Origin of the sequence: Portibacter marinus (assembly GCF_021533195.1) — a bacterium.
GTDB lineage: Bacteria > Bacteroidota > Bacteroidia > Chitinophagales > Saprospiraceae > Portibacter > Portibacter marinus.
Window position 1 is genome coordinate 675,600 of record NZ_JAJNKB010000001.1, and the last position, 21,334, is coordinate 696,933.

Here is a 21,334-nt window from a genome sequence, read left to right on the forward strand (position 1 = left end):
ACTTTGGCCATCTCTTAAAGAGCAGGCTTTGCACTATAGCCACGCACAGCTCTTAAAGAGAATACTTATTACGTAGCTCTTAAAGAGCATATACGGCCTCTTTAAACTGCGCTCCCCTATCCTCGTAGTTCTTAAACAAATCAAAACTTGCACATGCCGGACTCAGCAACACCACATCACCCTCCTTCGCGCACATTGCTGCTTTTTTCACGGCTTCCTCCATCGACCTGCACTCCACTCCTTCCCCAAAAAAAGCAATCAACTTAGCATTGTCCTTTCCCAGATAGATGCGATGCTTGACCTTTTCTTCTACCAGTTCCCTGATGGGCTCATAGTCATTGCCTTTGTCTGTACCTCCCACGATCCATATAACCGGAGACTCCATCGCATCAAGGGCATAGTAAACTGCATCCACATTAGTAGCTTTACTATCATTAATAAAAGTAATGCTATTAAAAACCTTTACCACTTCCAGCCGATGAGGAACATTCTTGAATGAAACCAATCCCTTTTCCACGGATTGCCGATCAACACCCATTTCCAGCGCCACTTCTATAGCACAAAGGGCATTAAATCGATTGTGCCTTCCTTTCAAGCTTGATTTTGTTATGTCAAATTTTTGCCCACTCTTCGTTAAGAGTGAGTACTCACTATAATTTTTTTCTTCAATTGCAATTTGCCGACCGACATCTCTCATCACTTCCAGATCAGCATTGTATATTAGAAGGTCTTCACTCCGCTGATTCATGACTATCCTCCACTTGGCTCTTTTATACTTTTCAAAATCATGATCGTATCGATCCAAATGATCCGGAGTAATATTCAGCAACACAGCGATATCGGGCCTGAAGGTCTCAATTCCATCTAACTGGAAGCTGCTTAATTCGAGCACATAAACCTCAGTGCTTTCCTTTTCTTCGGCGACCAACCTGGCAAAACTATCTCCGATGTTGCCACCTACTTGTGATTTCACCCCACCCGCTTTCAGCAAATGATCAATAAGTCCGGTTGTAGTAGTCTTTCCGTTACTTCCAGTGATGCCTATTATGCGTTTCTCTGTGAAGTAAAAACCAAACTCTATTTCTGAGATGATCTTTTTTCCGTAATAGCTCAACCCTTTTATTACATCAGTATGATCTCCTACTCCCGGACTTTTGACAACTAAATCGTAATTCTTAAGTTTGTCGAGGGTATGTCCATTCTCTTCAAAAGGAATCTTCAATTTATTCAAAGACTGTTGATGCTCGATACTTATCTTTCCGTAGTCTGACAAAAGCACTTTTAAACCCTTCTTCTGTGCCAATAATGCCGCTCCTATTCCACTTTCACCTCCGCCAACTATAGCTACAGATTGAAAATCCATTACCTCATTTTCAGTGTGATGATGGTCAATATGGCCAGCATGATCCCTACGATCCAAAATCTGGTTACGATCCTCGCCTCATGCATCCCTAGCTTCTGAAAGTGATGGTGAAGTGGCGACATCTTAAAAATTCTTCGTCCTTCACCATATTTTCTCTTGGTGTACTTAAAGTAACTTACCTGCAGTATTACGCTCGCGGTCTCAGCTAAAAAAATCCCACAGAGAATGGGTATTAACAATTCCTTCCTGATCAATATGGCGAAAACAGCGATGATTCCACCTATGGCCAGCGAGCCCGTATCACCCATGAATACTTTGGCCGGGTATGAATTAAACCATAGAAATCCGACACATGCTCCTAAAAAGCCGGCTGCAAAAATGACCAGCTCTTCAGATCCTGGAATATAAAGAATATTGAGATAGTCAGCAATGATCGTATTACCAGAAACATATGCCAGCACTCCCAAAGTTGCACCGATTATGGCTGAAACTCCTGTGGCCAATCCATCTAAACCGTCAGTAAGGTTAGCTCCATTGGAAACCGCAGTGACGATGAAAATAATGATGGGTACAAAAAGCAAAAAGATAAACTTAGAAGCATGATCTCCTAACCATCTGAGCAAAGCTGCATAATCAAATTTATTTCCTTTTATAAAAGGAACATTGGTCAGCGTTGTCTTCACATAAGCCATTTGAACCCGTTCGTCTGTCTGGTTGACTTGCGGATACCTAACGGTAAATTCCTCCATGATCTCATAGTTATTCTCAATGGCCTCTTGCTGCGTTACCCTTACGGTTATGTCCGGATGATATAACATGGTCAGACCAACAATTAACCCTATACCTACTTGACCAATCACCTTGTATTTTCCGGCAAGACCAGCTTTGTTTTTCTTAACGACTTTAATGTAATCATCAATAAAACCGATCGTCCCCAACCATATGGTTACGGCCAACATTAAAAGAATGTAGACACTTCCCAATCTGCACAGTAATAAAACTGGCACAAGAGTTGCCATAATAATGATGACACCACCCATGGTAGGAGTTCCTGCCTTTTCAAGCTGGCCTTTGAGTCCGAGATCCCTGACGGTTTCTCCTAATTGCAATTTTTTCAAAGAACTTATGATCCTGTTTCCGAATAACATACTGATCAATAAAGACAGTAAAATCGCTAGTCCGGAACGAAAGGATATATATGTAAACAAACCTGCACCCGGCAGATTAAAGTTATCTTGTAAGTATTCGAATAAGTAGTAAAACATGTCAGCTTTTCGCGATTCGCTTATCGCGGCTCGCTATTTTACAATCGTGTAATTCGTTAATGGAACAACTTGTAGCCTTAACTCCAAGTTTTTCAGTTGCTGTTCCTCCTACCTCATCTTTTGAAAGTAAAGGTCTGGGCTTCTTTTTCATCATCTAAGTTCTGTCATTCTCAGCCATTTCACTTCACTGTCTACTATTCGTCATGGTTTGATCTTGTATTCGATCTTCTGATGCCAAAAAGTGCAGATTGAATGGCAGCATTTTAAAAAACAGCAGGATCCAAAACTTTTTTTGGATAACCTGCTGTAACTGTTAAAACCAACCTGAGAATGATAATAGAACCTAAATTCTAATTCTTTTGCCCGAGAAAATCCCGGACTATTTCTTTATCGTCAAATGGCCACTTTTCGCCTTTGACTTCTTGATATTTCTCATGTCCTTTACCAGCGATCAACACGATGTCTCCATCCTTTGCCATACTTAGAGCAGCTATGATCGCCGATCTTCGTTCACTGATACGTATCATTTTTTGAATCTTTCCCTGAGGTATTCCTGGCATCATGTCATCGATAATGGCTTCCGGGTCTTCATCACGAGGATTATCACTCGTCAGAATTAGTCGGTCACTACGCTCGCTCGCCACTCTAGCCATTTCCGGTCTTTTTTTCTTATCTCGATTTCCACCACAACCCACCACAGTAATAACAGAAGTGCTTTTACCTTTGAGCTTTTGAATGGTATCCAATACTTTTTCCAAAGCATCAGGAGTATGGGCATAATCGACAATTGCATTAATAGCACTTCCCGTCACGCTGACCAGATCAAATCTCCCTTCTGCACTTTTTAACGAACTAAGCACTTTCAAGACTTCGAACTTATCTTGCTCAAGCTCCATTGCCACACCGAAGACTGCAGTCGCATTATATGCATTAAAGGCTCCGACCAACTTCAGATGAACATCGATATCATTCATCTCCAGTAAGAGTCCGGCGATACTGCTTTCCATAATCCGAGATTTGTAATCTGCGATCTTTCTCAAACTGTATCTACGCTTGAATGCCTTCGTATTCTGAATCATAACTTCTCCATTACGATCGTCTACATTGGTCAAAGCAAATGCCTCAGGTTTCAACTCATCAAAGAACTTTTTCTTAGCGCTGATATACGCCTTGAACGTTTTATGGTAATCCAGATGATCATGCGAGATATTGGTAAATACCCCACCCCGAAATTCCAATCCGGAGATGCGATTTTGATCAATCGCATGACTACTCACTTCCATAAATACATACTCACAATTTTCCTTATTCATTTGCGCCATCAGCTCATTGAGTGAGACTGAATCAGGAGTTGTCAGTTTTGCTGGAATCGTTTTTCCAGCAACTTTATTTTCTACAGTAGAGATTAGCCCTGTTCTATAGCCAAGCTTTGTAAATAGCTTGTAAAGTAGGGTCGCCACTGTCGTTTTCCCATTGGTACCTGTGATTCCAACCAATTCAAAGCCCTTAGACGGATAATCATAAAAGGCTGAGGCCACTTGTCCTGTTACTTCGGAGGAATGATCTACTTTCACGTAGGTAATTCCTTCTTTGATGGTTTCAGGCCAATGTTCCAGCAAGATCACTTTGGCTCCTTTGCTAATGGCCTGATTGATAAATTCATGTCCATCTGTTTGGTAACCTTTGATAGCAGCGAACATCCATCCCTCTTCTACTTTTCTGGAATCCAATGTGATTCCAAAGACCTCTGTCTCCTCACTGCCGTTGATCTCAAAGCTTGTTCCCGCAGGTAATATATCTGTCAATATTTTCATTTATCTCTTTTGATAAATGTTAGTTTAATGTTATTTCAATGGTCTGATCTTCTATTTTCAATCCAGGCCTCAGCGATTGCGCAATTACTTTTCCGTAACCTTCACTGATCACTTTTAATCCCAAATTTTCCAGGATGAATGTAGCGTCCCGGAGACCCATGCCTTCAACGCTGGGCACTTCCTTCTTCTTCACTTTGTTGGGCTTCAATTCCAATGAATACTCCCCCGGAGAAATCACTGCCCAGGGATATTTGGAAGACGAATGCTCTAATCCAACGTAATCTAAAAGATCTTCCAGGTCTTGAGAAAAACCAGCACTATAGTTTGGCTTTTGAAAATTGGCCAATTTAGGCTTCTCATCATCTGTCATAGAAGCAATCAGGTTCTTCTTACTTGCAAAGCACTGCTCGGCAATCTCCTTGAATACCGGACCGGCTACAGTTCCTCCGTAGAAGCCATCTACTTTAGGTTCGTAGATCACTACGATGCAAGAGTATTTAGGATCATTGGCTGGAAAGTAACCAGCAAAGGATCCGTTATACCTTTTTACTTCCTGATCTTTGTCTGCATAATCAAACCTCGCAGTACCCGTTTTACCGGCAAAATCAAAAAAATCAGATTTCAAACTGGTAGCGGTTCCTGTTTTCACCACTTCCTGAAGCAGCTCCTGTGCAACTTTTATGGTGTAATCACTCGCTATTTTATCCTTCACCACTTTTGGCTGAAAGGGTATATTATTTCCATTTTCATCATAGATTTCAGAAACCAAATAAGGCTTCATCAGCTTACCATCGTTCGCAATGGTATTATATAGATTCAAGACTTGAAGTGGCGTCAACTCCAATTCATATCCATGGGACATCCAGGGTATGGTGGTTCCATACCAATTCTTGTCATTTGGATCTTTAATATACGGCGTCTTCTCCCCCACTATTTCAATTCCTGCGACCTGATCCAGTCCAAATTGCCTCAGCAATCCGACGAACTGCATTCTGGTCTCAGTACTCTGATTGAAATACCGGTCTGCAAGTTTTGCAATCCCTACATTAGAGGATTTTGCAAATGCCGTTCTAAGATCTACTTCTCTGAGCCCGTGTCGATGCGAGTCTCTCATCCATAGATCATGAAATTTCTTTATACCTCCCTCTAAATCCACTTTCGTATCAGGGTTAGCATGTCCCGCCTCTACCAAAGCCAGCAAACTGGCCAGCTTGAAAGTAGACCCTGGTTCGCTACGCTCACCTATAGCATGATTGTATAGCTCAGCGTAGCTCCCATTCGAATTGAGTTTAAAGTTAGATATAGCTCTTATTTTGCCCGTCTCCACCTCCATTACGATGGCAGTTCCGGCTCGTGCCTGGTGTTTTTGAACAGCTTTTAACAGTTCGTTGTGAACGATATCCTGAATCCCAACATCGATGGTGGTGATGACGTTTGCACCTTTTTTAGGTTCATATTCCATCGGATCATAGACCGGAACCCATATTCCGGGTCCGATTTGCTTCATTAGCTTTTGATCCTTAACACCAGCGAGTTGCTTATCAAAATATCCTTCGATACCAATTTTAGAAGCGTTTTCGCGATCTTCACCAATCGTTCTTTCAGCTAAAGAACCGAATGGTTTGGTACGCTTGGTCTTATCTTTTACAATAAAACCACCTCCGAATTGGCCTCTTCGAAACAAAGGAAACTGCTTAAATTTCTGTAGTTGAAGAAAATTAAGGTTTTTGGCAATGGTAAAATATTTAGTTCCTGGTTTACCCCAGGACAATCCCGCTTGCCGCTCCTTTGTTAAAAGTTGCTTCCACTGAGCACTTGACCTGTTCACCTTCGTATATCGCGATAGATAATACGCAAGCGAATCAATCTCTTTATTCCAGACGTCATTTTTTGCCTGGGTCAAATCCATATAAATATCAAAGAACGTTGAAGAAGTGGACAACAATTTGCCCTCTTCAGTATAAATATCTCCTCTCGTGGCGTGAACATCTACCCATTTCAGGTTTTGTTCCGCTTTTGCCCGCCACTTATCTCCTTCAATCACATTTATCTTCACAATTTTAAAAGCAATGACCAGAGCAAAAAGAATAAACATCAGCAATACCACATAAACTCTCAGCAGCAACTCATTCTTCTTATCCATAGTCGCTCTAACTTTTAGAAGCTTCTATTTTCCTGGGAAGATTTTTACTTTCCAAACCTTCATAACCATCCAGCTTTCTAATAATTTCAGACCGGGTACTTTTCTGCATGATGTCCGACTTGATAGACATATACTCCCATTTCGCCTCCCTGATCTTATTTTCCAACTTTTTGGTCTTTCTTAAATTCCCTTCTGCATAGTGCGAGTTAAAAATGTAAACCAATCCCAGCAAACCAATGAACATTACATAGCTCATATTCTTTGCAATCGAAGGCAAGCCAAACAGCTTTCTTCGCTTATGCTTTGATTTCGGTTTTTTCTCACTCATAACCTAAACTTTTACTGCGGCCCGTAGCTTCGCGCTACGGGCACGGTTGTTTTTTCTTATTTCCACACCAGTCGGCACTATTACTTTTTTTGTCACACTCTTTAAGGGCTTTAAGATCTTTCCAAAGTCATCTTTGATCAATTCACCTTCAGCATTTCCCGATTTCATAAAATTCTTCACCATTCGATCCTCGAGAGAATGATAGGATATGATCACCAAACGACCATTGATCCTTAGTACCCTCACGCTTTGATTCAACAAAGACTCGAGCGTACCCATCTCATCATTCAGAGCTATTCTAATGGCCTGAAAAACCTGAGCCAGATAGCGGTTGCGATTACCTCTGATAACGGGCTCAACCACTGAAAGCAAGTCTCCTACCATAATGATATCTCTGGAATTTCTGGCGCTTACAATTTCCGCTGCAAGCGTTTTAGAATTTCTGATTTCACCGTACTTGCTAAAGATGGCTACCAATTCCTCTTCAGAATAATTTCTGATCAGATCGATGGCCGTGTCTTCATACAAAGGATTCATCCTCATATCCAGCTTTACATCAGGATAGCGAAAAGAAAATCCTCGTTCGGGTGCATTCAAGTGAAAGGATGAAACTCCCAAGTCACCTAGAATTCCGTGAACATCATTAACCTTCAATAATTTTAGAAACCTTTCCAGGAAACAAAAATTAGAGTGTACCATTTCAATTCGATCATCTTCGATGCGATTGTTATGCGCATCCAGATCTTGATCGAAGGCTATTAAGCGACCTTTATCGCTGAGCCTTTTCAAAATTTCACGACTATGACCACCACCACCAAAGGTTACATCAACGTAAACTCCGTCGGGGTCAGTGACCAACTCATCGACACTCTCCTTAAGTAAAACTGGATTATGATACTCCATCATTATACTTGATCATCAGCGTTGTTGTCATTGCCAAATATTTCATCTGCGATTTCCGCAAAGTTATCTGGTTCTGAATTCAACATCTCGTCATATGCGTCCTTCGACCATATTTCGATCTGCTCATGATAAGCAAACAAAACAGCTTCTTTCTCTATGCCCGCATATTCCACCAAGCTTTTTGGCAACAATATTCTCTCAGCACTGTCCGTCGAAATCTTGGTTGCTCCTCTGTAGAAGTACCGCATCGCTCGACGCTGTTTTGTATTATAGATGTTGAGTTGGTTTATTTCTGTCGTCTTTTTTTCCCAAACATCGGAGGGATACATCATCAGATGCTTTTCAAATCCCCTATTCACCACAAAGTTTAAAGCTCCTTCCCCAATTTGCTTCAATAGTGCTGACGGGAGACGAACTCTCCCTTTGGCATCTATTTTAACTTCGTACTCTCCAGTGAATGTGTACATTTTATCTCCGCGGTTGATAATTCAAATATAGAATCACTTTCCCACTTTTTACCACTTTTTACCACATTATTCATCAAAACATATGAAAAAAATGATAATCTGTAAGTGTGTATAATTAATTTGATTACACTTCACAATCAATTTGATGACAAAGTGTGTCTTATACACTTTCCTGGAGTTTAAATGGCGAATATTTCCGTCATCTAAATACAGTTACAATATTTCAAATAACATATTATAGAAAACAAATATATGTAAAGTATTGGAATTGTGATAATATTTATTAAGACAAATTTGTATTAAAAAAATCTATAATATATAGAACATCGATTTTCTGGTGCGAAATAGGTTACCAGTCAGCTCCTTATAGTTTAAAACAAAATGGATAAGTGCTATGATTCTGAGTGACTTAAGCATCAAAAAATTAAAGTTAGAAGAAAGGTAGAGTAAGCTAGGGACGTCTAAGAATCCCTCCTATAAGAATTGGAAAAACTATTGAGTTTCATTTTCAACACGCCCCACACTGCTTCCGAAATAATGCCGCTGCTCATTTTAGAAGTGCCTTCGATCCTGTCAGCAAAAGTAATGGGCACCTCTATGCTTTTAAAGCCCAATGATCTTGCTGAAAACTTCATTTCTATTTGAAAAGCATATCCCACAAACTTGATCTTATCCAGATCAAGCGCTTCAAGAACTTCTCGCTTATAGCAAATGAAGCCGGCAGTCGGATCCATAATGGGCATCCAGGTAATCATTCTTACATAAAGCGAAGCCCCTCTTGATAGTATTTCACGATCTAAAGGCCAATTCTTGGTGGCGCCTCCTTTTACATATCGCGAACCCACACTGAAATCATACCCTTTTTCCAGAGGAGCATGCAATCGAGGTAAATCCTTTGGATTGTGACTAAAATCAGCATCCATTTCGAAGAGAAAATCATAACCTCTTTCGAGACCGTATTTAAACCCTGTGATGTAGGCTGTTCCTAAACCGAGTTTACCGCTTCTTTCGATCAAATGAATCCGATCCGGAAAATCTTTTTGTCTGCCCTTGACTATTTCTGCAGTGCCATCCGGAGAACCATCATCAACGACCAATAGATCGTAATCTGAACCTACATCAAGAACTGCTGTGATCATTTTCGAGATGTTTTCTTTCTCGTTGTAGGTCGGTATAATTACAAGTTTGTTACCCAAATTATGATAATTGCGAAACCAAAGATATTATTTATCGCCACATTTAAAAAGCAACGGGATAGGCTTCGGGATTAACTTCAGCAAGTAGCCGATAGATGGTTTCGAATATTTGTTCAGGATTTGGCTTGGTATAGTAATCACCATCGGAACCATAAGGAGGTCGATGTGCCTTTGCCGTCAGGGTCATCGGCTTCGAATCAAGATAAAAATATCCATTTTGTTTTTCCAGGATTTCTTGTAAAATATAGGCGCTGGCTCCACCAGGCACATCTTCATCCACAATCAGAAGCCTGTTGGTTTTCTTTAATGAGTTGCCAATGATACCTTCCAAGTCAAATGGCAGCAATGTTCTCACATCGATTAATTCGATATTGATGTCGAACTGCTCCAATAACGGTATTGCTTTTACTATTTCAGCGATACAAGCACCATAACTAACCACCGTAACATCACTTCCTTCTTTCATCACTTCAGGAACTCCGATTGGTATGGTATATTCTCCAATGTTTTTTGGGACAGCCTCTCGTTTTCTATAACCATTGAGGGTCTCGATCACTATTGCGGGATCATCTCCCTGAATAAAGGTATTATAGAAGCCTGCAGCTTGCACCATGTTTCTGGGTACTGCGAGATACATTCCTCGTAAAGCGTTGATGATCATTCCGATGGGAGAACCTGAGTGCCAAACACCTTCGAGTCTGTGTCCCCTGGTTCTGACAATCAAAGGCGCCGATTGTAAGCCGTTGCTTCTATACCGCATAGAAGCCACATCATCAGTTAAAGGTGCAAGGCCATAGTATAAATAATCAAGATATTGAATTTCCATGATGGGTTTAAATCCTCTCATTGCCAGACCGATTGCTTGACCAACGATGGTCCATTCTCGTATCCCGGCATCAAATATCCTTTCTGCTCCATATTTCTCCTGCAAGCCTGCCATACCTTGGTTTACATCTCCAATTTTTCCTACATCTTCTCCGAACGCCAGTAAATGATCATACTTTTCAAAAGCTTTGTCGAAAAATCGATTGATGACCTTATAACCAGGCTCCAACGGAGGATGGTCCTCATATTCCATATGGACAACAGGTATCTTAATGGCTGCATGATCTGTATCAGAATAGAGTTTCGTATTATAGGTCTGCTTTGATTTATTGTCTTTTTTGTCAATGTATGACTTAACTGAACGAACAGCTTCGTGATCGGTGAACATCCCCAGATAGAATGCCCTTTTGGCTATTTGAGTAATTTCACTATAATTGGGTTCAACAAGCCCATCCAGTTCTTTCTTTAATGCTAAGATTTCAGATTGAAAGGGTATGCCCTGAGCTAAATCCTGAAGCAGCTTGCTGACTTTGGTTCTTTCTTCCTTTATCGGGTGGCTGTATCGTTTCCAGGCCAAGTTTTTTCTTTCACGAGCAAAATTCTTAGCGCGCGACTTCATCTCACTGATGGTTTTCTTATCTGCGATACCGCTCTTCAGTATCCACTCCTCCATCTTTACATTGCAGTCCCAGTCTCGTTCCCAGCTGAGTCTTTGTTTCGACTTGTATCGTTCGTGCGATCCTGATGTTGAATGTCCCTGAGGCTGAGTACATTCTATCACATGTATCAAAGCAGGTGCCTGGTTCTTTCTAACTTTCTTGATGGCTTTTTCATACGTAGCAACTAACTTGGGGTAATTCCAGGCTTCCACACGGTATATATCAATTCCCGGTTTGTTTTCATCTGCCTGCATACCTGCCAAAGCTTCAGATATACTGGCCTTGGCGATTTGTTGCTCTACCGGCACAGAAATACCGTATCCATCATCCCAAACAGAAACGGCCAATGGAATCTGCATTGTTGCAGCGGCATTCATTGCTTCCCAGAATGGTCCCTCTGCACAACTCCCATCGCCGATTGTACAAAAGCATACCTCTCTTCCTTTCTTTGAAAATTGATTCTTCTTGCCTAATAAATTCTTTAGCTCTTTATATTTATTGGAAGCCATGGCCAGTCCGACAGCTCTTGCCATTTGCCCAGCTGTACAAGATATATCAGAGGATTGATTATATAAGTCAACTTGATTGGTGAAAGAACCATCTGTATCAAGATAGGGTGTAGCAAAATGAGCATTCATTTGACGCCCTCCTGAGAATGGATCATTATTCGCGTCGGTATACATTTGTGCAAAAAAGTCCTCTATGGATGATACTCCAAGCGCAAACATGATCGTCTGATCTCTGTAGTAACCTGCACGATGATCTCCCTTTCTAAATACTCTGGCCAATGCGACTTGTGGAACTTCCTTACCATCGCCGAACACTCCAAACTTACCTCTACCCGATAAAACCTCCTTTCGTCCTAATAAAGAAACTTCCCTACTGACCAGACAAGTCCAGAAGTCCTTTAAAACTTCATCTTTAAATGCTTGTCTTGGTGTAGTTTCTGAATCTGTTCTGATTTCTTCAATAGGAAAGTCTAGCATATTTTCGATACAGTGGTTTTTGTTAACAGCATTGCGTCACTACGGACAAAGTTGCTCTAAATCGGTACGCGAATTTAATAAAATTTACCAAAAAATCGTTAAGAAGAGGGTGGTCGTACTCATAAAAAACTTTGATTTTGAAGCATCAAACATGGCGTTAACCCTACATTAACAGTATATTTGGAAACTTTGGTTTTCTTTTTGTAGTTAATTGTGTAGATTTGTAAGAAATAAAAAATTCGAGAAATGAAAAATACTATTCTTTTTGTTTTAGCATTGTTTTGTGCGATTTCAGTAACTACTGCGCAAACAGTTCCCACTACTGAGGCAATAGAGCAAAATATTGAAAAAAGACAAAATGGAGAGGGACCACAAATGGTTTTTGAAAAAATGGTGGTTGACTATGGAGTGATAGAGCAACATTCTGAGCCATTAAGAAAATTAACTTTTGTCAATAAAGGCACAGAGCCTTTGGTCATAACCAATGCGAGAGGATCTTGTGGTTGTACAGTTCCTACTTATGCCAAGGAGCCAATTATGCCTGGTGAGTCAAGTGAAATAGAGGTAAGGTATGCCACCAACAGACTCGGTAAGTTTAGCAAAAAAGTGACCATTACTACTAACGAGGGTGGAGAGCCACACGTTATCAATGTAACGGGTGAGGTTTACGCAAAAGAAAAAGAAGAAGGTGTACCTGCATCTAAAGGAACTTTAGGCGGAGGTAAATAGACCTTAAAAAGGATATCTTTTAAAGCTCTGGATTAAACAATTCAGGGCTTTTTTAATTTAATTGGTGGACAGATTTTACACCATAGCAATTCAAATAATTTTCAACAATGATTACTTTACTATCACCAGCTAAAACATTGGACTATTCTGAAGATGGAAAATTCGGTCACACTATGCCGCGACTCTTGGATCATTCACTTCGGTTAGTGGATAACCTCAAGAAGAAGAATAGCAAAAAGTTACAAGATTTGATGAACATCAGTAAGGACCTTGCAGATCTTAATGTGGATCGCTATGAACAATTTTCATCTGATTTTAAAGAAGAGAATAGCAAACCTTCCATTTTGGCATTCAAAGGTGATGTTTATGTTGGACTTGAGGCTGAATCCTTCACAGAGAATGAAATGGAATTTGCTCAGGAACACATCAGAATACTTTCCGGTCTTTACGGATTACTCAGACCGCTTGATCTGATGCAACCCTACCGTCTTGAAATGGGAACATCCTTAAAAACCACCCGAGGTAGAAACTTATACGAGTTTTGGAAATCTAGAATTACAGACTTACTGAACGAAGATCTGGAAAATCAGGACAATAAAACCATACTGAATCTTGCTTCCAATGAATATTTCAAAGCAATTAAAAAGAAAAAGCTCAATGGAAATATACTGGAGGTTAATTTTAAAGAAGACAGAGAAGGAGAATTAAAATTTATTTCTTTTAATGCCAAGAAAGCTAGAGGTTTAATGTCTAGATACATTGTGAAAAATAGAATCGACAATCCTGAAGATCTAAAGGGGTTTGACTATGAAGGTTATTATTATAGTGCAGACCATAGTCAGGATGATGAATGGTTATTCATCAGGTGATGCACTGAATGACTTATTGAGGGATGCGCCCAACATAGAGCCTAGCATGCACAAAAGGCCTCCTATTAAAGCGGTAAAAATGACTGGTATAATATTGGATACCCCTCCGAAAAGTACACCGATTCTATTCGCTAAAAGATGTTGATTTTCGATGTCTATGTACATGGCATACCCTCCCCACAATACAAAACCTGCAAGAAAACCAAACATTCCGATCAGCCAAAAATCAGATCTTAACAGAAAAGCACTGACAGCAGCCACCATCGAAACAACCCACCAGGGCAACCATTGACATAAAATAAAACCTACTAAAAAGATAACTGCTACGTGAATCCAATACTTCATTGTTTGGGTTTCAATGTGACCATTTGTTTTACATCAATTTCCTCCATCTTTCTAGTATTGTTCAACCGGTAGTAATTTCCTTTGTCCCAGTCCTCCACGAAATGTTCATAATATGGACTTCCCGGATTACCGCTGATACCACCTGGGTATATACCATAACCTCTTACAGGATCACTCATCTCTACGACCATTCTCCACGAAGGTCCAGCATGCCTACTAATGGCATTAGGAGTATTCGGATGTCCTGGTGAATTAATATCGTTATAACCAAAAGCAGGGATTTCAGTCAAGTGATCAATCGTGGTATTTCTGCGCTCACTCCACACATCCACATCAATCGAATCAAATTGACATGCTTTAAAACTGCTATAAATGATGTCACTCATCGATTCTCTGATGACCGTACTATCTATATCAAATATTTCGTGCTCCTCTTCCTCTTCCATCATTTCGATCAGTCTAAATGCCTCCACATATGGAATATCCAACTCTTTTCTGGCTTCACTAATTTCATCGAATACCATATCATAAAATTGATTCCAAAAAATCTCAAAGTAACTCGCGGCCTTCGATTGTGATGTGTAGACATAATCCCAATTTTGCAGACTTTGTAAAACTCCAGACTCTTTTAACGACAGTGCCTTGTCATCAATGTGCTCCAGTAGAATAGGTAAAGCTTCTTCAGCTTTCAGACTATACGCATCCAGTTGCAAATTCATTAAATCCTGAATGCTGACCTGGTCCATGGATTCAAGTCGTCTGTTAATATATCGACCCCGAAAATCTTCAAATCCTCCATTATAGTAGTAAGGATAACTCTCATCGGTCGAATGCTGATTAGCGGAAGAGACATAGTTCCTTATGGGATTTTTTTCTCGTGGCAGTTCATCGAAAGGTATAAATCCTTTCCAGGCAGACGCGGAAACTGACCCATCTTGTATGAAGCGCCCTTGTTGATTTTGCTTCACAGGGAATTTTCCGGTGACAGTCATAGCAATGTCGCCATCTTTAGATCCGAAAATAAAGTTTTGAGCAGGAGTGGAAAAACTTTGCAGTGCCTGCTGAAATTCATCGTAATTTTTTGCTCGATTGATGTTTATATACAAATCTATTTCTCCGGGTGCAGGTGCATCTAAAGAAACCCACCTCTGAGCTAAGTCCAGGCCACTGATAGGATCTTCAAGAACTGGCCCCCAATGAGTATAAAATACTGTGTCCTTAACAGCATCCTGGCCCTTAACCCGAAATTCCTCAATTTTCCATTCTGATTGCTGGTAAGTACTATCCAGCAAGTATTCCCGTTTACTATCATCTTTCCATTTGATCTGATAAAGATCTAAGACATCATGACCCACGTTGGTTTGCCCCCAACTGATATTTTCATTAAATCCCAGAATGATACCCGGCATTCCGGGTAACGATACACCGTAGGCGTTAAACTCTGGACAGACCAAGTGCATTTCTATCCAAATGGACGGAAGTGTTAATTTTAGATGAGGATCATTAGCGAGAATCACATGGCCTGTAGAGGATTTCTCTTTGCTCACTGCAAAATTATTACTGCCTATAAATTGCTCTTGATCAGAACGTTCATTAAAATTTAAAAACTGATCCATGGCTTGATTGACACGATCCTCAAATGACAAACTGGGAGGTAAATATTTCACATCCTGAATAATAGGACTTTGTTTCTTATTTCTATCAGGGTATAAGTCATTAAATCTATTCTCCCCAAATAAATTCAAGGCGTTGGTAGTAGCCACATCGATATTTCTTGAATTGAGTGTGATGGCCATTGCTTTCACAAAAAGAGCAGTTCGATAGGGAGACCAATCTTCTGGTTGGTAATCTAAAAGCTTAAATTCCAATGGCAAATCAGCAGAGCTGAGCTGTCCGATATAATGATTAATACCATCGCAAAAGCTTTGTATGAGTTGAAATCCCTCTTTGCTTTGACCCCAGGCTTCGGCAGCCAACTTTGCGGCACGAGGCAAGCCTTTTCTTCTAGCTCCCTGGTCGCGATTCAACGCTGAGATACCTAGTATTTCTGCATTTCTTCCCTCTACTGCTCTCGTGGTGATATCCATTTGCCAGAGCCGTTCTTTAGCAATGACATAACCTTGAGCAAACAATAAATCTTCTGTATTTTGCGCAAAAATATGAGGAACATGCCGTTCATCATAAACGATGCTTACTTCTTCCTTTAGTTTTTCGGATGTCAGGTCAATGTTTTTATGTGTTCCAGATTCCGCATTGCTCCAAAATCCTGTAAATGGATTCATAAATTCACCAATCGGAGGAAGGACTGAACCACCCATATTAATCGGCACGCTCAATCCCAATATGAGCATAATCAAAAGAAGGAAAGAAACTATGGGACGGACATAACTCATGAGCTCAATTTATGTTATATATTGGTAATCTTCAAGCATATACTCATTTTATGAAACTTCTCGGTAAAATATTCCTGGTCTTCATTTCACTAATAGCTATTCTTCTGGCCATTTACCTCCTAGGACCACAGGTGAAATATAAAACCTATGATAATGCACCTTTGAGGGGTGATTATACTTTTAATGAGATAGCTCAGATTTTAAGAGAAAGAAATCAGACGAAAAGTTTGAAAGAAGGTAATCAGGAACTGATCATTTGGGCCAATGATACCTTAAAGACGGAATATTCTTTCGTTTATATCCATGGATTTTCAGCGAGTCATGGAGAAGGCGCGCCACTTCATCAGAACATTGCTCAAAGGTATGGAGCAAATTTATTTTTAAGTCGCTTGCCACAGCACGGTTTGATGGATGAAGATGCGTTTGTTTCTTTGACACCAGGGGCTATGGTGGATTATGCTAAAGAAGCTGTGAAGATTGGAAAATCGATTGGAAAAAAGGTGATTTTGATTTCATGCTCAACAGGTAGTACCCTAAGTACTTATTTAGCCTCTGCCGATCCAGATATTGAGGCCCTAATTATGTTTTCTCCCAATTTCGAAATGCATGATCAAAACACTAAAATTTTGACCAAGCCATGGGGATTGACACTTGCCAGGCGTATCAAGGGGGGCGATTATCACGAATGGAACGCGCCACAGAGGGCAAGGCCTTTTTGGTATCACAAATATCGACTGGAAGGAATTGCGGCCTTGCAGTCACTTATCGAAACCACGATGAAAAAGGATGTGTTTGAATTGGTGGAACAACCGGTATTTGTAGGATACTATTATAAAGACGAATCGACACGTGATTTCACCATCTCTACTGAAAAAATAATGGAGGTTGAAAATTTGATTGGAACAGCTGAGGAAGAAAAGGTTTTCAAGCAGTATTCTGATGGAAACGCTCATGTTTTTATATCCCCTTTATTTAATCCATCATGGCAAAAAGTGGAAAGTGATGTTTATCTTTTTCTAGAAGAAGTTCTAAATATGTCACCCAAGCTGGAGGAGGTCCTAGAATAAAAGAGGGTACCACTAGTAGTGGCACCCTCGACGTCTTTCGACTTAGTTATGTATCTTAATTCAAAATTATCTTTTCAGAAAACACTTTGTCACCTTGTGTAATTCTAAGAATCAACATTTGAGTATCCGCATTGTCGATACGTATGTTCTCATCAAAAGACCCTTTAAATAACGGGAAATCCCGTGCGACTACTTCTTTTCCCTGAACGTCGAATAACTGAAGTTTTAAAGGTTTTGCTTCTCCTTTAAACTTAATATTGATCTGTTCCTTAGCCGGATTAGGAAAAACTTGCACGTTTTCAAGTTCTAATGAACGAAGCTCTGTATTGGTCACTTTTTCATCCTTCTTAGCCTCCGGTAATTTGAATCTAATAGGTAAATTCAATTCCATAGCCACCGGTTTTCCGTCTTTCATTGCAGGTTCCCAAGTGGTTTCATCCGCCATTTTAGCAACTGTTTCAAGAGCAGATCCACTTAATCCGTCTAATTCCCGTTTAAGTGAAATATTTCTAATTTTACCATCTTTGCTGATAATGAATGAGGTGACTACCATTCCTTCCTGACCTTTTGCAGCAGCTTGCTTGGGATACTTGAGGTTGGTATAGATATATTCCAAAAGTTTTTGCTTAGAACATTGTTCTTTAGATGCGGAATCTTCCAGATCACTGCAACCAGGGAAGTAAGCTGGAGTATCGAAGTCAGCAACAGCTTTTTCTGCGTGATCTTTAGTCACCACCTCAACAATGCCTCTAACCTTTCCAACTCCAAATTTATCGTCAGCCTTCTCCCCTTTATAAACATTTACACTAGCGATATTATCTTTATCAATATCCCTCATTTCACCTTCGAAAATTTTACCATTTAGGTAGATGATAGGATTGTCCATTTCTTGATCTACTTGATCTTCAGTAACAGTATGGTCTTTAGTTGTAATTTGAACAACACCGTACTTTCCTTCCTCACCGTAAATTTCCATCGCTACCTGACCTTTCATTACGTTGATGGACTCAATTTCAGTCGGATCTAATTTTGAAATAATGTCAGCTTTGCTTTTTTCTCCATTTAATATCATTAATACCGGCCCTTCAGACGCGAGTCCATTAAAAATCAATTTGGAATCTGAAGTGACATTAGCAATATCTTTTATTGCGATATTTTCTTCATCTTTTTTTGATACATCGGAATTTTTATCCTCTTGCAATTTAAACCTCACGGGTAAAGTGTACAATACATTGACCGGCTTCCCTCTCTGCAGACCTGGTTTCCACTTTTCATCCATACTATTAACTACCTCTAATACAGACTTGTTGGTCCCTTCACTTATAGAGCGCACTACTTTAGCATTGGCGACCTTGCCTTCTTTAGTGACCACGAATTGCACCACCGACATCCCTTCTATACCTGCTTCACGATCTTTTTTTGGATACTTTAAATTAGTATAGATAAACTCTAACATTTTTTGCTTGGCACATTGCTCCTTATCTTTTTCTGTGCCTTCTATATCTTCACAACCGGGAAAACGGGGCATTTCTTCCACGATTTTAAAGATTTCCATAGGGAGCTCACCATCAGTGGTTACTTCAGGTTTTTCTTTTCTATCTTGCCTCTTGCCATAACCAACCACCACAACCTCGTCCAGATCACTTCCGACACCCATAGTGACGTTGATCACTTTATCCGTATTGGGGACCATTTTTTCGACACTGTTTCTGCCCGTATAAGAGAATAATAGTTTTGAACCCGCGGTTGCTTTGAGAGAAAAAGAACCATCAACATCTGTAACTGTCCCATTCTCTGAAAATTTCTCTACAACGTTGACTCCGATCAGTGGTTCCCCGCTTTCTTCTGCCGTAACCGTCCCGGATATGGAGACTTTCTCAACAAGTTCTGTCTTATTTAATGCAGCTTCATCACCATTAAATGAGAAAGTAAAAGCGAATAAGAGTAACAATAACACCGGAATTCCAAGTGCATACATAACTATAGTCGGACGTCCTGAGCGTTTTTGATTAATCATCTTAATTCTGTTTTTTAAATGTGAATTGAAAAATTGATGGGTCAATCCCATCTGTAGATTGTTGTTGGTTTGTGCCAATAACAAACTCTTATATGTCTTTTTACTGGAGTTTTTAATGACCACTTGATCAGCCAAGTATTCATGGACTTCCTTCAATGCGTTTTTGTAAAAGTAAATCATCGGACTGCACCAAAAAACCACCTTTAAGATCTCGGTGATGATGATATCATAACTATGTCTTCCCTTAATGTGCTCTATTTCGTGCTCCAGAATTCTATTGATCTCCTTAGACATCTCAATTTTCTTGCTGAAAAATATCCACTTAAAAAAAGAGAATGGCAAGTGAACCTGATCCGTTAGAAGTAATGTATATCCAGCTTGCACTTTCTTTTCTGCACCGTGATAGATTTCAACAATCTTTCGAATTCCAATCATCAAGCGCGTCAAACTTATAATTAACCCTATAGCATAGATGAAGTACAAAATAGTATACCAAGCAAATTGATCTTTTTTCTGTGTTGCAACAACCGCCTCAAGGTCATCGATTTCCATCAGTACCGGATAGATGACATAAGCAACATTCGATTCATTTTTCCATGGTATAAATTCTAACAAGGGAAGTAAAATTCCTGTGACCAGAGTAATAAGCAAGTAAGATCGATTAGCAGTAAAGAAGGTCTTTTTCTTTAAGAATAACTCATAGATTCCATAGAAAAAAAGCCAACAGAGCGTAACTTTAAGTAAATATGCAATCATTGTTCTTCGTCTTTTAGGTCGTTAATAATATTACTCAGGTCTTTAAGGCTTAAATCTTCCTCCTTCACCAGGAAGGAAACCAGAGAGTTTAATGAGCCATCAAAATAATTGCCTACCAATTTCTTCAGGCTGAATTTTGAGTATTCATTTTTCATGACCAGAGGAAAATACTCATAAGTTCGGCCATATGCCTTATGGTCCACAAAGTTTTTCTTCTCTAAGATGCGGACAAAGGTAGAAATGGTGGAATGCGGTGGCTTGGGATCCGGCATTTTTTCTATCAACTGGCTGACTGTACTGGGACCATGTTCCCAAAAAAGCTGCATGATCTCCTCTTCTGTTTTTGTTAATTTATCCATAATTCAAATATATAACTAATTTTTTAGTTATGCAACTAAATATTTAAATACACCTGTAAATTTCAAAAAGCTGATCCTGTCAGGTCACATTATTACAGTCGTTTTCCTCTTCATTACAACGCCCGCATATTTATTTCGTAACCACTAAACCATTAAGCATGAAAAACAATGCTATTTTTCACATCAACCTTCAAGGGCTGGATCTCAGCGAGGACCAAACACGAGAACTGGAGCAAAAACTAACCGATACCACTATGGAATATCTCGGTAGTTTTAAAGCAGGAAAGGACTTTATTTCTAATGCTGTTGCCTACACTCCTCATCCTGATGATCCGTATCCATGGCCGTTTCCTTGGCCCGGACCTTGGGGACCTATCCTGGGACCCATTGGACCATATCCTTTTCCAAGACCTTTCCCTGGCTTCTTTCCGATTAATAGAAAAATATTGGACAGAACACTGGTCAGTTTAAAGAAGTGATATGGATACTAAAAAGTCTTGTCCGAGTGCTCCTTACAAAAAGGGGCATTCGGTTTTCGGAAAATTTGAAGGAAATACATTGCAATATCTGGAAGAACTGGATGTTATTGAGTCTGGAGATCTTGAATTTGGCAAACATGAAAACGTAAGAGCAACCATGCCATGCGTCACGAAGGGTTGCATTAACTGGAACGGCAATAAATGCACTGTTCCGGATCAAATGTCCCATTATTTTAATCCTGTCCAAGATTTATCTGCCGTTGAAAACTGTCCCATTAGAAGCAGTTGCAGATGGTATGCTCAGGATGGTGATCGCGCCTGTAGCATCTGCCCATTGATCCAAACGAAGTTTTTCTAACTACCCATATCTA

General features: G+C 39.9%; 18 protein-coding genes. 5 read left to right on the plus strand and 13 right to left on the minus strand.

Features of this window, described 5'->3' with window-relative positions; translation table 11 throughout:
• Window positions 1-79 precede the first annotated feature (79 nt).
• From murD to L2567_RS02875, 9 genes are all read right to left on the minus strand, one after another.
• Complete coding sequence (gene murD, locus L2567_RS02835; protein ID WP_235296178.1) at window positions 80-1,363, minus strand: UDP-N-acetylmuramoyl-L-alanine--D-glutamate ligase; 1,284 nt, start codon at window positions 1,361-1,363, stop codon at window positions 80-82.
• Complete coding sequence (mraY, locus tag L2567_RS02840; protein WP_235296179.1) at window positions 1,363-2,628, minus strand: phospho-N-acetylmuramoyl-pentapeptide-transferase; 1,266 nt, start codon at window positions 2,626-2,628, stop codon at window positions 1,363-1,365. The genes murD and mraY overlap by 1 nt, the downstream gene beginning before the upstream one ends.
• A 350-nt stretch (window positions 2,629-2,978) precedes the next feature.
• Entirely contained in the window at window positions 2,979-4,442 is a 1,464-nt protein-coding gene (locus L2567_RS02845; RefSeq protein WP_235296180.1) for a UDP-N-acetylmuramoyl-L-alanyl-D-glutamate--2,6-diaminopimelate ligase, read from the minus strand.
• A 19-nt stretch (window positions 4,443-4,461) separates the two neighbouring features.
• The gene (locus tag L2567_RS02850; RefSeq protein WP_235296181.1) at window positions 4,462-6,585 is read right to left on the minus strand and encodes a penicillin-binding protein; all 2,124 of its coding nucleotides are present in this window, start codon (window positions 6,583-6,585) and stop codon (window positions 4,462-4,464) included.
• Between the two features lie 7 nt (window positions 6,586-6,592).
• A complete protein-coding gene (locus tag L2567_RS02855; RefSeq protein WP_235296182.1) occupies window positions 6,593-6,913 on the minus strand; it encodes an FtsL-like putative cell division protein in 321 nt (106 codons plus the stop codon).
• 3 nt (window positions 6,914-6,916) lie between these two features.
• Window positions 6,917-7,816 carry a 16S rRNA (cytosine(1402)-N(4))-methyltransferase RsmH gene (rsmH, locus tag L2567_RS02860; RefSeq protein ID WP_235296183.1) on the minus strand — a complete coding sequence of 300 codons (900 nt, stop codon included), beginning with the start codon at window positions 7,814-7,816 and terminating at the stop codon, window positions 6,917-6,919.
• A 2-nt stretch (window positions 7,817-7,818) separates the two neighbouring features.
• The gene (mraZ, locus tag L2567_RS02865; RefSeq protein ID WP_235296184.1) at window positions 7,819-8,283 is read right to left on the minus strand and encodes a division/cell wall cluster transcriptional repressor MraZ; all 465 of its coding nucleotides are present in this window, start codon (window positions 8,281-8,283) and stop codon (window positions 7,819-7,821) included.
• Window positions 8,284-8,744: 461 nt separating this feature from the next.
• Window positions 8,745-9,479, minus strand: a complete 735-nt coding sequence (locus L2567_RS02870) for a polyprenol monophosphomannose synthase (RefSeq protein WP_262913089.1) — start codon at window positions 9,477-9,479, stop codon at window positions 8,745-8,747.
• Between the two features lie 43 nt (window positions 9,480-9,522).
• A complete protein-coding gene (locus tag L2567_RS02875) occupies window positions 9,523-11,949 on the minus strand; it encodes an alpha-ketoacid dehydrogenase subunit alpha/beta (protein ID WP_235296186.1) in 2,427 nt (808 codons plus the stop codon).
• Window positions 11,950-12,195: 246 nt separating this feature from the next.
• Between L2567_RS02875 and L2567_RS02880 the strand changes: the two genes are divergently transcribed.
• Window positions 12,196-12,678 carry a DUF1573 domain-containing protein gene (locus L2567_RS02880; protein ID WP_235296187.1) on the plus strand — a complete coding sequence of 161 codons (483 nt, stop codon included), beginning with the start codon at window positions 12,196-12,198 and terminating at the stop codon, window positions 12,676-12,678.
• A 107-nt stretch (window positions 12,679-12,785) separates the two neighbouring features.
• A complete protein-coding gene (yaaA, locus tag L2567_RS02885) occupies window positions 12,786-13,547 on the plus strand; it encodes a peroxide stress protein YaaA (protein WP_235296188.1) in 762 nt (253 codons plus the stop codon).
• On the opposite strand, the gene L2567_RS02890 is transcribed toward yaaA, so the two are convergent.
• Both L2567_RS02890 and L2567_RS02895 read right to left on the minus strand, forming a co-directional pair.
• Window positions 13,533-13,892, minus strand: coding sequence for a hypothetical protein (locus L2567_RS02890; RefSeq protein ID WP_235296189.1), 360 nt, complete (start codon window positions 13,890-13,892; stop codon window positions 13,533-13,535). The two genes, yaaA and L2567_RS02890, sit on opposite strands and share 15 nt — an antisense overlap.
• Window positions 13,889-16,285 (minus strand): penicillin acylase family protein, encoded by a 2,397-nt coding sequence (locus L2567_RS02895; RefSeq protein ID WP_235296190.1) that lies wholly within the window; start codon window positions 16,283-16,285, stop codon window positions 13,889-13,891. The genes L2567_RS02890 and L2567_RS02895 overlap by 4 nt, the downstream gene beginning before the upstream one ends.
• A gap of 50 nt (window positions 16,286-16,335) precedes the next feature.
• On the opposite strand from L2567_RS02895, the gene L2567_RS02900 reads away from it, so the two are divergent.
• The gene (locus tag L2567_RS02900) at window positions 16,336-17,352 is read left to right on the plus strand and encodes an alpha/beta hydrolase (RefSeq protein WP_235296191.1); all 1,017 of its coding nucleotides are present in this window, start codon (window positions 16,336-16,338) and stop codon (window positions 17,350-17,352) included.
• Window positions 17,353-17,407: 55 nt separating this feature from the next.
• Here the strand turns inward: L2567_RS02900 and L2567_RS02905 are convergent, their stop codons facing one another.
• Together L2567_RS02905 and L2567_RS02910 are read right to left on the minus strand one after the other, a co-directional pair.
• A complete protein-coding gene (locus L2567_RS02905; protein WP_235296192.1) occupies window positions 17,408-20,125 on the minus strand; it encodes a TonB family protein in 2,718 nt (905 codons plus the stop codon).
• Window positions 20,122-20,484: a BlaI/MecI/CopY family transcriptional regulator gene (locus tag L2567_RS02910; protein ID WP_235296193.1), complete on the minus strand. Its 363-nt coding sequence runs from the start codon at window positions 20,482-20,484 to the stop codon at window positions 20,122-20,124. The genes L2567_RS02905 and L2567_RS02910 overlap by 4 nt, the downstream gene beginning before the upstream one ends.
• A 158-nt stretch (window positions 20,485-20,642) precedes the next feature.
• On the opposite strand from L2567_RS02910, the gene L2567_RS02915 reads away from it, so the two are divergent.
• Window positions 20,643-20,963 (plus strand): hypothetical protein, encoded by a 321-nt coding sequence (locus L2567_RS02915; protein WP_235296194.1) that lies wholly within the window; start codon window positions 20,643-20,645, stop codon window positions 20,961-20,963.
• A 1-nt stretch (window position 20,964) separates the two neighbouring features.
• Window positions 20,965-21,321, plus strand: a complete 357-nt coding sequence (locus tag L2567_RS02920; RefSeq protein ID WP_235296195.1) for a hypothetical protein — start codon at window positions 20,965-20,967, stop codon at window positions 21,319-21,321.
• Window positions 21,322-21,334: the final 13 nt, after the last annotated feature.